Origin of the sequence: Terracoccus sp. 273MFTsu3.1 (assembly GCF_000383675.1) — a bacterium.
Taxonomy (GTDB): Bacteria; Actinomycetota; Actinomycetes; order Actinomycetales; family Dermatophilaceae; genus Terrabacter.
In genome coordinates this window covers 56,001-68,305 of sequence record NZ_KB911825.1, presented here as the reverse complement: position 1 = coordinate 68,305, position 12,305 = coordinate 56,001, and the positions used below count along the sequence as shown (strand labels likewise).

Annotated in this window: 12 protein-coding genes; 8 read left to right on the top strand and 4 right to left on the bottom strand. The window is 72.2% G+C overall.

Annotated elements, in window-relative coordinates:
- The first annotated feature begins 33 nt into the window (after nucleotides 1-33).
- Both H283_RS0117210 and H283_RS26845 read left to right on the top strand, forming a co-directional pair.
- Nucleotides 34-1,377 (top strand): UDP-glucose/GDP-mannose dehydrogenase family protein, encoded by a 1,344-nt coding sequence (locus H283_RS0117210; RefSeq protein ID WP_028785689.1) that lies wholly within the window; start codon nucleotides 34-36, stop codon nucleotides 1,375-1,377.
- Between the two features lie 139 nt (nucleotides 1,378-1,516).
- Complete coding sequence (locus H283_RS26845) at nucleotides 1,517-2,128, top strand: hypothetical protein (RefSeq protein ID WP_081633919.1); 612 nt, start codon at nucleotides 1,517-1,519, stop codon at nucleotides 2,126-2,128.
- Nucleotides 2,129-2,204: 76 nt separating this feature from the next.
- On the opposite strand, the gene H283_RS0117200 is transcribed toward H283_RS26845, so the two are convergent.
- Complete coding sequence (locus H283_RS0117200) at nucleotides 2,205-3,833, bottom strand: polysaccharide biosynthesis tyrosine autokinase (RefSeq protein ID WP_020144768.1); 1,629 nt, start codon at nucleotides 3,831-3,833, stop codon at nucleotides 2,205-2,207.
- Nucleotides 3,834-3,983: 150 nt separating this feature from the next.
- Between H283_RS0117200 and H283_RS0117195 the strand changes: the two genes are divergently transcribed.
- The 5 genes from H283_RS0117195 to H283_RS0117175 all read left to right on the top strand — a co-directional run bounded on the left by H283_RS0117195 (nucleotide 3,984) and on the right by H283_RS0117175 (nucleotide 8,084).
- Nucleotides 3,984-4,907, top strand: coding sequence for a hypothetical protein (locus H283_RS0117195; protein ID WP_156023279.1), 924 nt, complete (start codon nucleotides 3,984-3,986; stop codon nucleotides 4,905-4,907).
- Between the two features lie 46 nt (nucleotides 4,908-4,953).
- A complete protein-coding gene (rfbA, locus tag H283_RS0117190; protein WP_020144766.1) occupies nucleotides 4,954-5,832 on the top strand; it encodes a glucose-1-phosphate thymidylyltransferase RfbA in 879 nt (292 codons plus the stop codon).
- Between the two features lie 13 nt (nucleotides 5,833-5,845).
- Nucleotides 5,846-6,451 carry a dTDP-4-dehydrorhamnose 3,5-epimerase family protein gene (locus tag H283_RS0117185; protein WP_020144765.1) on the top strand — a complete coding sequence of 202 codons (606 nt, stop codon included), beginning with the start codon at nucleotides 5,846-5,848 and terminating at the stop codon, nucleotides 6,449-6,451.
- Nucleotides 6,448-7,041, top strand: coding sequence for a hypothetical protein (locus H283_RS25565; RefSeq protein ID WP_081633918.1), 594 nt, complete (start codon nucleotides 6,448-6,450; stop codon nucleotides 7,039-7,041). Before H283_RS0117185 ends, H283_RS25565 begins: the two co-directional genes overlap by 4 nt.
- 107 nt (nucleotides 7,042-7,148) lie before the next feature.
- On the top strand, nucleotides 7,149-8,084 hold the full coding sequence (locus H283_RS0117175; RefSeq protein ID WP_020144763.1) for a hypothetical protein: 936 nt from the start codon (nucleotides 7,149-7,151) through the stop codon (nucleotides 8,082-8,084).
- Between the two features lie 39 nt (nucleotides 8,085-8,123).
- Here H283_RS0117175 and H283_RS0117170 read toward each other — a convergent pair whose 3' ends face one another.
- Nucleotides 8,124-9,227 (bottom strand): LCP family protein, encoded by a 1,104-nt coding sequence (locus tag H283_RS0117170; RefSeq protein WP_020144762.1) that lies wholly within the window; start codon nucleotides 9,225-9,227, stop codon nucleotides 8,124-8,126.
- Nucleotides 9,228-9,280: 53 nt separating this feature from the next.
- Between H283_RS0117170 and H283_RS0117165 the strand changes: the two genes are divergently transcribed.
- Entirely contained in the window at nucleotides 9,281-9,874 is a 594-nt protein-coding gene (locus H283_RS0117165) for a hypothetical protein (RefSeq protein WP_081633917.1), read from the top strand.
- Here the strand turns inward: H283_RS0117165 and H283_RS0117160 are convergent.
- Both H283_RS0117160 and H283_RS0117155 read right to left on the bottom strand, forming a co-directional pair.
- A complete protein-coding gene (locus H283_RS0117160) occupies nucleotides 9,867-11,123 on the bottom strand; it encodes an acyltransferase (protein ID WP_020144760.1) in 1,257 nt (418 codons plus the stop codon). The genes H283_RS0117165 and H283_RS0117160 overlap by 8 nt on opposite strands.
- Before the next feature lie 56 nt (nucleotides 11,124-11,179).
- Entirely contained in the window at nucleotides 11,180-12,289 is a 1,110-nt protein-coding gene (locus H283_RS0117155; protein ID WP_020144759.1) for a glycosyltransferase, read from the bottom strand.
- Nucleotides 12,290-12,305 lie beyond the last annotated feature (16 nt).

The following is a 12,305-nucleotide window of genomic DNA, read 5'->3' as shown; positions in this document are numbered from 1 at the left end:
AGCCGTTCCCCCGCGCTCGATATGCTGCCCGGCGTGAAGATCTCGGTCATCGGATGCGGTTATCTCGGAGCGGTGCATGCCGCGTGCATGGCCGACTTCGGCCACGACGTCGTCGGCCTCGACATCGACGAGCGCAAGGTGGCCAAGCTCGCCGCCGGAGTGCCGTCGTTCCACGAGCCCGGCCTCGAGCCGCTCCTGCAGCAGGGCGTGGCGGACGGTTCGCTGCGGTTCACGACCGACAAGACCGCCCTCGCCGGCGCCCGCGTGCACTTCATCGCAGTGGGCACCCCGCAGCGCGGCGGCAGCTACGCCGCGGACATGAGCTACGTGTGGACCGCTGTCGAGGACATCATCGCCAACGCGAGCCCGTCGCCCGACGGGCCGATCGTCGTCGTGGGCAAGTCGACCGTCCCGGTCGGGACGGCCCAGGCCGTGGCCGACCGCCTCGACGAGGCCGGCGTGGATGCCGTCGTCGTCTGGAACCCGGAGTTCCTCCGCGAGGGGTATGCCGTCCAGGACACCCAGCGCCCCGACCGCGTCGTCTATGGCCTGCCCGACGACCGCGACCGCGGCGAGATCGGCCGCGCCGTCGTCGACGAGGTCTACGCCCCGATCATCGAGGCGGGGATCCCGCGGCTGCTCGTCAACTACCCGACGGCCGAGCTCGTCAAGGTCGCGGCCAACTCCTTCCTCGCCACGAAGATCTCCTTCATCAACTCCATGGCCGAGCTGTGCGACGCGTCCGGTGCGGACGTCTCGCGTCTCGCAGAGGCGATCGGCCACGACGACCGGATCGGCTCGAAGTTCCTCCAGGCCGGCATCGGCTTCGGCGGTGGCTGCCTGCCCAAGGACATCCGCGCCTTCATGGCCCGCGCCGGTGAGCTCGGCGTCGACCAGTCGCTGACCTTCCTGCGCGAGGTCGACTCGATCAACATGCGCCGGCGCGACCACGCTGTCGACCTCGCGTCCGAGATGGCCGGCGGCCGCCTCGTCGGCGTCAAGGTGGCGGTGCTCGGCCTGACCTTCAAGCCCGACAGCGACGACGTGCGCGACTCGCCCGCACTCGACATCGCCGGTCGCCTCTGGGGGCGCGGCGCCAACGTCGTGGCGACCGACCCCGCGGGCGCCGACGCCGTGCGCCTCGCGCGGCCCGACCTGCAGATCGTCGACTCGGCAGAGGAGGCCCTCACCGGGGCCGACCTCGTCATGCTGCTCACGGCGTGGAAGGACTACGTCGAGCTCGACCCGGCCCACGCCAAGTCGCTCGTCGCGACCCCGCGGATCATCGACGGGCGCAACGTGCTCGACCCGCGCGCCTGGACCGACGCCGGCTGGGACTACCGGGGGATGGGACGCAGGTCCAGCTCGATCTGGTGACCCGTGGCGAGCTCGGCCACGGCGGCACGCTGCACGCTCGCTGAGACATAACCCCCAAAAGGCCGATTCCTGCACGTACGCCACAGGAGTCGCGCTTACGATCGAGACTCACCCGATCACGCCGAGAGAACTTGGGGGCATGATGCTCGGGGAAACCCCTCCTCAGACCCGCGGCATCCTTTTCGTCTGCACCGGCAACATCTGCCGGTCGCCCTATGCCGAGAGGCGACTGCGCCAGCTGTTGCCCGACACCGGGGTCCCGATATCGAGTGCCGGCACCGGCGCCATGGTCGGGTCCGGCATCGAGTCCGAGACGAGCGAGCAGCTGAGGCGCCTCGGCGCCGACGTCACCGCCTTCGCGGCGCGCTCCGTGACGCCGCAGCTCCTCGACGGGTCGCAGCTGGTGCTGACCATGACGCGCGCCCACCGGGGCGAGGTGGCGCGCCTGCACCCGTCCGCGATGCGCCGGATCTTCGCCCTCGGCGACTTCGCCGACCTGTGCCGCTCGTCGCACACGTGGCGGCCGATCGTCCCCACTCACCCGTGGCTGCCGCAGGTCGTCACCGAGGCCTCCGCCGCCCGCGGCACCGTCGCGCCGCAGGAGGCCGTCGACGTCGACGTCGTCGACCCCTACGGACGCTCGACCAGGACGCACACCGAGGCGTTCGACCGCATCGAGGAGTTCCTCGCCGTCGTCGTGGCCGCGCTCGGCAGCGTCGCCGGCTCCTCGCGCGCACAGACCCTGGGCTGACGCGAGACAGAAGACCCCGTGACCGTCACGTCACGGGGTCTTCTCGCTGCTCAGCCGAGGGCGGTGAACGCCCGGCTCACCGGTAGATCGAGTCGCCCGCCGGGTAGCCGGGCTGGTGCTCGGCGTGCGGGGCCCGGGAGGGCGCCGACGGCGCCGTCGGCGCCGGGGGAGTGGCGGGAGCCGCCGGGCCGGTGGCCACCGGGGCCACCCCGTTGACGGCCGCACCGGACTCGGCGACGCCGCGGACGCCGGTCGTCGACGGTCGCGGGGTGACGGGTCCGAGGTCCGCGTCGGAGGCGATCGGGCGGCGCTGGATCTTGACCGAGCGCCCCTTGGCGCGCTGGCGCTCGCTCTCGGGGCGGTAGTCGTACTCATAGGTGCCGTAGCCGCCGCCGCTCTCCTTGGCCTTGACCCGGTTGATGATGAGGCCGAGCACGGAGCCGTTGACGGCCTCGAGCGAGTCGAGCGCCCGGCGCACGTGCTCGCGCTGGGCCACGCCCGCGCCGACGACGACGATGGCACCGTCGACGATCGTGCTGAGGACGGCGGCGTCGGTGACCGGCAGCAGGGGCGGGGCGTCGATGAGGACGTAGTCGAAGCGCTCGCTGAGGTCCTCGACGAGCTGCTCCATGTTGGCCGACCCGAGGAGCTCGCTCGGGTTGGGCGGAATCGGGCCGGCGCCGAGCAGGCGCAGGCCCGTGCGACCGAAGGGCTGGAGCACGTCGTCGACCTCGACGCGCCCGACGAGCACGTCGGTCAGGCCGACGGATCCCTCGAAGCCGAGGTAGTCGAGCAGTCGCGGCCGGCGCAGGTCGCCCTCGATGACGACGACCTTGAGCCCGGTCTCGGCGAGGCTGAGCGCGAGGTTGGCGGTCGTCGTCGACTTGCCCTCGCCAGGCAGCGAGGAGGTGACGACGATCGACTTCGGCGGGTTGGCGACGTCGATGAACTGGAGGTTGGTGCGGAGCGACCGGAAGGCCTCGGCGCGCTGCGAGCGCGGGTCGACCTGGACGATGAGCGGGTGGGCCGACGCGTCCGTGTCGAACGCGATGCCGCCGAGGATGGTGCGGTCGGTGACCGCCTCGAGGTCGCGCTGGGACTTCACCGACTTGTCGAGGACGTCGCGCAGCAGGGCGACGCCGAAGCCGAGCAGCAGGCCGAGGACGAGACCGAGGGCGAGGTTGCGGGTCGGCTTCGGGCTCACCGGCGTGGAGTCGACGGCGGCCTCCTTGACGACCGTCACCTTGACCGGGCTCTCCTGCCCCTGCTTGCGCTCGATCTCCTGGATCGTCTGGGGGAAGACGTCTCCGACGGCCGCGGCGATGCGCTGAGCGCTGGCCGGCGACCCGCTCGTCACGCTGACGTCGATGATGACGGTGTCGAGCGGGATCGTCGACGTCACCTGCGAGGCGAGGCGATCGGCCGTCGTGTCGAGCCCGACCTTCTTGATGACGGGGTCGAGCACCTTCGGTGACTCGAGCAGCTGCGAGTAGGACTTGACGCGCGCCTGCGTGAACGTGTTGCCCTGCGCGAGCGAGGAGGTCGTGTCGTCGCCCGACGTCGACACGAAGAACTGGGTCGTCGCGGCATACGTGCGTGGCGTCAGCGCCGTGTAGGCGGCCGCCAGACCGAGGGTCACGAGAGCCACCGCTGCGATGATCATCCACCGCTTCCTGATGACGTTCAGGTAGTCCTGCAGCTCCACAGTCGTCGTCTCTCCTCGTCGGTCGCGCCCTGGTGTCACGACTCAGTCGGACATTTCCGACACATCACTCCCGCGCATCCTAGTGCCGCCTGTCCGAGATGCACGGATTCGGTCCAGTGGGTCCGTAGAGTGAAGGTCGTGATTCGGTGGATGTCGGACAATTCGGTGGGTCGGCTGGCGCTCGTGGGCCTGCTGGCCCTCGTCGTCGTGGACCTCGTCCTCGTCGCCCTCGCCTTCCGGCCCGACGCCGCGGGGGCGTCCGCGCAGCCCCCGGCGGCGGTGTCCACGCCGTCCACCTCGGCGCCGACCACCACCACCGCCCCGGCCGCCGGCGCGACGCCCGTCAGCCAGGTCATCGCGGCCGTCGACGGCCGGCGCGCCTGGCGGGGGACGCTCGGCACGTGCCGCGACGGCGGCGCGAGCCTGACGGTCACCGCTGACGGCGGACGCACGTGGACCCCACGAGCTGCCCCGGTGCAGGCCCTGGGGCGCGTCCAGCCCGTCGACGCCGACCGTGGCTTCGTCATCGGCGCCAAGGGCGCCGGGTGCTCTGTGGGCGAGTACGCCACCGACGACGACGCCACGACGTGGCGGGGACCGCGGGCGGTCGAGGGCGGCTGGTCACGCCTCCCGGGTGGGGACCCGAAAGTCGTCATCACGCCCAGGCGTCCCGACGCGCGCCCCTGCGGCACCACGACCGTCGTCGACCTCGCCCGGGTCAGTGCCACGCGGGCCGTCGTCCTCTGCGCCGACGGCCGCCTCGTCCGCTCCGGCGACGGCGGAGGCTCGTGGACCCGGATGGCGACCGTCGAGGGCGCGCTCGCCGTCGGCGCCCGGGTGGACGGCAGCGCGCCGGCCGTCTACGTCGCCCGCGCCACGGACGACTGCGCCGGGGTCGAGGTCGCCAAGCTCTCCGGCGGCGCGGCCTCGAAGGTCGCCTGCGTCAAGACCTCGCTCGGTGGCGCCGAGGGCACGGTCTCCATCAGCGTCGTCGACGAGGGCGGTTGGCTGGCCGTCGCGGACGCGACCTGGCGCTCCGACGCGAGCCTCGAGACGTGGCGCGCCGTCGCGTGACGCACCCGTCCACGACGACGTCGCACACGGCATACGCTGGCCGACCATGAAGGGGATCATCCTCGCGGGGGGCACGGGCAGCCGGCTGCACCCGATCACCCGCGGCATCAGCAAGCAGCTGATGCCCGTCTACGACAAGCCGATGGTCTACTACCCGCTCTCGACGCTCATGATGGCCGGCATCCGCGAGGTCCTCGTCATCACGACCCCGGTCGACGTCGAGCAGTTCCGGCGCCTCCTCGGCGACGGGTCCCAGTGGGGCATGACGATCACGTATGCCGTCCAGCCGCGTCCCGAGGGCCTGGCCCAGGCCTTCGTGCTCGGTGCCGACTTCATCGGCGACGACCGGGTGGCGCTCGTCCTCGGCGACAACATCTTCTTCGGCCCGGGGCTCGGCACCCGCCTCGCCGACAACGCCGACGTCGAGGGCGGCCACGTCTTCGCCTACCGGGTCGCCGACCCGACGGCCTACGGCGTCGTCGAGTTCGACCCCGACGGCCACGTCATCTCCATCGAGGAGAAGCCCGAGCACCCGAAGTCGAGCTATGCCGTCCCGGGTCTCTACTTCTACGACAACGACGTCGTCGCCATCGCCCGCGACCTGACACCCAGCGCGCGCGGCGAGCTCGAGATCACCGCCGTCAACGACGAGTACCTCCGTCGCGGCACGCTGTCGGTCAGCGTCCTGCCCCGCGGCACGGCGTGGTTCGACACCGGCACGTTCGAGGGACTCATCGAGGCCAGCCAGTACGTCCACGTCGTCGAGGCGCGGCAGGGCCAGAAGATCGGCTGCGTCGAGGAGATCGCCTGGCGCAACGGGTGGCTCGACGACGACGGCATGCGACGGCACGCCGACGACCAGGCCAAGAGCGGTTACGGTCTCTACCTGCACGCCCTCCTCGCCGAGGGCAAGGACACCCCGTGAAGGCAAGGACCTGATGGACATCCGCCCGCTCCGCATCGACGGAGCCTTCGAGATCACGCCGCGCCAGTTCCCCGACGACCGTGGGGTCTTCGCCGAGGGCTTCCGCGTCGACCGTCTGGCCGAGGCCATCGGCCACGAGATGCAGGTCAGGCAGACCAACATCTCCGTCTCGTCGGCAGGAGCGCTCCGCGGCATCCACTTCGCCGACGTGCCGCCCTCGCAGGCCAAGTACGTCACGGCCACGAGCGGGGTCTTCGTCGACTTCGTCGTCGACGTCCGGGTCGGGTCGCCGACCTTCGGGCAGTGGGACTCCGTCGTGCTCGACACCGTCGACCGCCGCGCGGTCTACCTCGCGGAAGGGCTCGGCCACGCCCTCGCCTGCGTCGAGGACGGCACCGCCGTCTACCTCTGCTCCGAGGTGTTCACCCCCTCGATCGAGCGCGGCATCAACCCGCTCGACCCGACCGTGGGGCTCGAGCTGCCCGACGGCTTCGTCCCGGTGCTCTCGCCCAAGGATGCCGCCGCCTCGACCCTGGCCGCTGCCGCCGATGCCGGACTGCTGCCCACGCTCGAGGCCTGCCTCGCCCACACCGCCTCGCTCGTCGGGGCGCGCCGATGAGGCCCGTGGGTCGGGTCCTCGTCATCTGCACGGGCAACGTGTGCCGCTCGCCCTACCTCGAGCGTCGTCTGCGTCAGCTCCTCGCCGGGCAGGACGTCCACGTCGAGAGCGCCGGCACGCGCGCCCTCGTCGGCGCCGACATCGAGCCCGGGTCGGTCGCCGCGCTCGAGGCCGTGGGATCCGACACGGCCGGCTTCGCCTCGCGCCAGCTCACCCCGTCCCTGCTCGCCGCCGCCGACATCGTCGTCACCGCGACGCAGAAGCACCGGGCCGACGCCGTCGCCCTGCACCCGCGGGCGCTGCGCAAGACCTTCACCCTGGGCGAGCTCGCAGACCTCGTCCGCGACGCCGACCTCGCCGGAGCGGCGGCCGGTCCCGAGGTGGCGGCCGCCGAGCACGACACGCCGTGGGCGGCGATCGTCGCCGAGGTCGCCCGCGGTCGTCGAGGCCTCCACCCGGCACGCACCGCGGCCGAATCGGACATACCCGACCCATACGGGCGCGGTTCTGCGGCATATGACCTGATGTCGACCGAGATCGAGGCGCAGCTGCCCGTCGTCGTCGCGGCCCTCACGCCGCCCGGCCACTGACCCGAGCGCCGATCCGAACGCGGACTGCCGCGTACGACAGGCGGATTCGCCCCTAGCATGGCCCCCGGGGGAAGGGCCATCAGGCGTGTCGAGGGGGATCCGGAGCAATGAACAACCGAGTGGCGACGGCAGGTCTCGTCGCCTTTCTGGCGGTCGACGTCGCGCTCGTCGCGTTCGCGCTGCGGTCGGGCCACAACGCGTCACAGGCGCTGCCCCCCGTCTCGGCGACGCGGACCGCGGCACTGTCCACGAGCCCGCCCACGACGGCCGTGACCGGCCCGACCGAGGGCGTCTCGCCGGCGTCGGTCAAGGCCGTCCCCGTCACCCGGCTCGTCTCGGCGCTCGACGCCGTGACGGCCTGGCGAGCCACGACCGGCGCCTGCGACGCGGGTGGCGCGACCGTCGAGGTCACCGCTGACGGAGGTCAGACGTGGACGAGGCTGCGATCGCCTGCCCGGGCCGTCGCGCGCGTGCAGCCGCTCGACGAGACCCGCGCCTTCGTCATCGGCGCCGGCCCGGCCTGCACCCTCGCGCAGTACGCCTCGCGTGACGCGGGTCGGACGTGGCTGACCCCGACCGCCGTCAGCGGGGGATGGGCCCGCCGTCTCGACGAGCCCACCCGGGTGCTCGCGCCCAAGGAGGCCGCGGCGACGCCGTGCGGCGACGCCGTCGTCGTCGACCTCTCACGCACGTCCGCGGCGCAGGCGCAGGCGCTGTGCGCCGACGGGTCGGTCGTCGTCACGGACGACGGGGGGACGACGTGGACCGGCTCGGGTGACGCGCCGGGCGCCGTCGCCCTGAGCAACCTGCTCGTCGACACCACCCTGAAGACGTATGCCGTCCGCATCGTCGGAGCGTGCAAGGGGGTCCAGCTCGTCGAGGTCGTCAAGGGCCGCACCGCTGCCGTCGTCGCGTGCGTGCCGGTCGCGACCCCCGAGCGGGGGAGCGTGGGCCTGTCGGTGACCGACCGTGCCGGCTGGATCGTCTCGGGCAACCAGACGTGGCTCTCGCAGGGCGACCTGACCTCGTGGAAGCGGGTCTGACCGCCGCCGACGTGGTCGGCGAGCGGGCTCCGTGCTCGGCTACTTGTAGGCGTTGAGCTCGTCGTTGCGGATGGCGTCACCGAGGTCGGCCATCTTGATCTCGTCGACGATGTCGATCGACGCACCGGCCGGGCTCGTGCCGAAGCCGGTGAAGGGCGCCGTGATGAACCGGATGTCGCCCCCGCGCAGGTCGCGCAGCGCCAGGGCCTCGGAGCGCATCGTGCCGACGTCGAGCTTCTGGTCGACGGTGAGGTTGGACGTGGCCGCCTCGGTGAAGTCCTTGAGCTTGATCGGGTTGGTCAGCACGTCCTTGCTCAGGGTCTTGAGCATGAGCGCCTTGATGAAGGCGAGCTGGCGCCGGCCGCGGGAGATGTCGCCCTCGCTCAGCTGCTTGCGCTCGCGCACGAAGGCCAGGGCCATCGCGCCGTCCATGTGCTGCACGCCCTGGGTGAAGACGTAGGGCGGCTGGTTGCTCGACTCCTCGACGTTGACGTCGACGCCGCCCACGGCGTCGGTCATCGACTTGAACCCCTCGAACCCGACGAGCGCGACGTGGTCGATGCGGACGCCGAGCATGTCCTGCATCGTCTTGACGAGGAGCGGAGGCCCGCCGAACGCGTACGCCGCGTTGAGCTTGTTCTTGCCCTTGCCCGGGATCGAGACGTAGAGGTCGCGGGGGAAGTGGATCAGGGTGACGGCCGAGTGGTCGGCCGGCACGTGCACGAGCACCATGACGTCGGAGCGGCCACCGACGCGCCCCGGACCGGCGTCGCTGCCCACGACGAGGTAGTTCGTGCCGTTGCCCACCGGCTGCACGACGACGTTGCCGTTCTTGTCGGTCGGCTGGCTGCCCGCCGAACCGTCGTCGGGCAGGAGCAGCTCCTGCTTCACGTTGTTGGTGACGATGTGGTTGAGCCACGCGAGGTAGCCGCCCACCGCGAGCACGGGCACGAGCAGCAGCACGAGCGCGGCCACGAGCACCTTGCGGTTGCGCCGCTTCTCCCTGCGGCCGGAACCGCCGTCGGCGGGCGAGCCACCGTCCCAGTCGTCGTCGGACCCACCCGAGCCCCCGGAGGAGCCGTCGCCGGCAGCGACCTGCTCGGACTCGAACAGGTCGGTGTCGCGTTCGCGGGTGCTGTCCACGGCGCAAGTGTAGGTGTCAGGAGTCGATCCCACTGCTGCTTACACTGTCGGCCATGCCCGAAGCCCGAGGAGAGAGCCGACGTGTGAGCGCCGACCTCCCGGTGGCCGTCGGGGCTGCTCTGGCCTTCGTCGCCTACGTGTGGGTGCTCGTGCACGCGACGGTGCCGCTCGTCACCGTCTTCGGCTTCGCCTCCGACGGCCACCCCAAGCTGTATGCGGCCTTCCTGGCCGGCCTCGTCGGCCTGCCCGGTCTGCTCCTGACGCTGCCCCGCGCGTTCACGCCGCCCTCGTCGGCCGTGCAGCCGTCGGTCCGCAGCCGCCGTCAGGCCTCGGCCCTGAGGCGCTCGTACCTGCGCACCGACGTGCTCGGACTCGCGGCCCTGCTCCTTGCCCAGGTGCCCCTGCCGGCGCCGTGGGGTCCCACGGGCAAGGCGGCGACGATCGCCAACATCACGAAGTCCCCCGAGATCGTCGAGCTGAGTGCGACGTTCGCCAACTACTCGCTCGCCGTCTTCGCCGTCGGCATCCTCGGCGCCGTCGTCGCCAAGGTCTACGGCCATGCGGCGGCGTTGCGGGTCCTGGCCATCATCCTCGTCGTCGGTGCGCCCGTCGTGGCCTGGCTCCTCGTGGTGCGCACCGTCAGCTGACCGGTTCGGACGAGGTGGCCCCGGAGTCCGCCGGTCTCGTGGGCGGGGCCTCCCTGACGACGCTGCGCATGCTGCCGCGCACGAGGAAGGGCTTCTCGACGAGGTGGTAGAAGACCGACGCGAGGAGGACCGTCGCCGTGCCGGCGACCGCGAGCGCCACCACCGTCGTCGGGACGATGCCCCATTCGGCCGGCCGCGCCAGGTCCGACGCGAGGAGCAGCACGGGCTGGTGCAGGAGGTAGAAGCTGTAGGAGATGACCCCGAGCGCCGTGAGCCAGCGCAGCGGCCCCGCCTCGAAGACGCGGCCCGGCACGCGGGCGAGCACGACGAGCAGGCAGAGGGCGACGACGCCGAAGCCGAGGGCGCTCACGGGAGCCCAGCCCGCGGCATACCCCGTCAGTCCGACGGCGAGCGCGACGGGCAGGGCGAGGCACGCGCGTGGCGTGTGTCGCGGGCGCGGCGAGCGGACGAGCGTCGCGGCCCACATGCCGAGGGCGAACTGGAACCACCGGGCGGGAAAGAGCTTGTCGGTCTGCGGGAGCACGCCACCCGGATGGGGCTGCCCGGCCCACCAGAGGCCGAAGGCGGCCCACACGAGGGCCACGGTGAGCGTCGTCCCCATGACGCCGCGCAGGCCCCACCGGCGGTGGATGAGGAGCAGCAGCGGGAAGCCGAGATAGAGGGTCGCCTCGAGCGAGATGGACCACAGCGAGCCGTTGACGGCCGCGAGGGTGTCGCCGAAGAGGGGGAACGTCAGGGTCAGGTGGGTCACGGCGTCGACGGGTGTCAGGTCACGGCTCACGAGCCGTTCGCGCAGGACCGGCACGAGCTCGAGCGCCATGACGAGGACGACGGCGGCGTAGTAGGCGGGCAGCAGCCGGTAGGCGCGGCGACGGAAGAAGCGGCGCGGCGCGAGCTCACGGACCCGGCCGTCGCGGATGAGCGGGAGGGTGAGGCAGAAGCCGGAGAGGACGATGAAGATGTCGACGCCCGCGCCGCCGAAGCCCATGGCTCGCACGAGCACCCCGTCGCCCGACAGCTTGGGCGGGCGCACGTTGTCGAGCCAGTAGCCGTGGACGTGGAGCAGGAAGACCCAGAGGGCGGCGAAGCCGCGCAGGGTGTCGACGTAGGCGAGGCGGCGCGTCACGACGGGAGCGGCCGGTGCTGCCGCATGCGGTGTCGTCGGTGTCGCCGTCGGTGCCGCCGTCTGCGGCGCCGTCGCTGGCGTCGACGCGCTCGTGTCGTCCATGGTCCCCCTCGGGTGTGGCGGACCTCGGACCACGCCCCCGTGTCCTCGCCCCGGCGTCATTCTAGGAAGCGGTCGACCTCCGCGCGGATGCGTTCGCGGAAATGCGCCTCGGAGAAGTGCTCCGCGTGCGTCCGGATCGCCGCGGCGTCCCACGCGCGGTCGCGCCCGGCGACGACGGCGGCACGGACGGCCGCCGGCGTCGGCTCCTCGAAGAAGGTCCCGTTGACTTTCTCGTCGACGGTGTCGAGGTAGCCGCCGGCGTGCAGGGCCAGGGTGGGCACCCCGAAGGCCGCCGCCTCGAGCGGCGTGAGCCCGAAGTCCTCGAGGCTCGGGGCGAGCAGGGTGCGGGCGTGCGCGTAGGTCCACCGCAGCTCCGCGTCGGTCAGGTCGGTGACGATGCGGACGTTGTCGGGGGCCTGCGACCGCAGCCGGGCCTCGAGGGGCCCGGAGCCGACGACGACGAGCCGCTCGGGCAGGCCGCGCACGGCCTCCACCGCGACGTCGACGTTCTTGTAGGGCAGCAGCCGCGACACGAGCAGGAGGTAGCCGTCGTCGGCCCAGTCCTCGAGCGCGGCCAGTGGCCGCCGCGGGTCGGCCGGGTCGATGCCGTAGGGCGGGGGCAGCACGTCCGCCTCGATGCCGTAGGCCGCCGCGATGCGCTCCCGGACCACCGTCGAGTTCGCGAGGTACCGGTCGGCGGACGCCGCGGCGCGACGGTCCCAGCGGCGCAGCCATCCGCCGAGGAGTCCCAGCGCCCGCGCCTTGACGGTGCGGCCGGCGTCGTCGCCGAGGTAGGCGTCGGCCTGGTAGAGCCAGCGGGCCGGCGCGTGGCAGTAGACGAGCTTGTGGCCTGTCGTCGGCACACCGTGGGCCCAGCCCGAGCTCGACGCGACGACGACGTCGGCGTCCACGCGAAGGCGCGAGACGGCATACGGGAGCAGGGGGAGCGCCGAGCGATGGTCGCGGCGCAGCGGGCCGAGGCGGTCGATGGGGGAGACGACGACGTCGGCGTCGCGGAACTCCGGGTAGGTGCCGTCGGGGTCGTAGAGCGTCGTGTGGATCGTCGCGTCCGGGAAGGCCCGGTGCAGGGCGAGGACGACCCGCTCGGCGCCGCCGCGCTGCGTCAGGTAGTCGTGCGCGATGGCGACGCGCGGTCGATCCGTCATGGTGTCCGATCAGTTC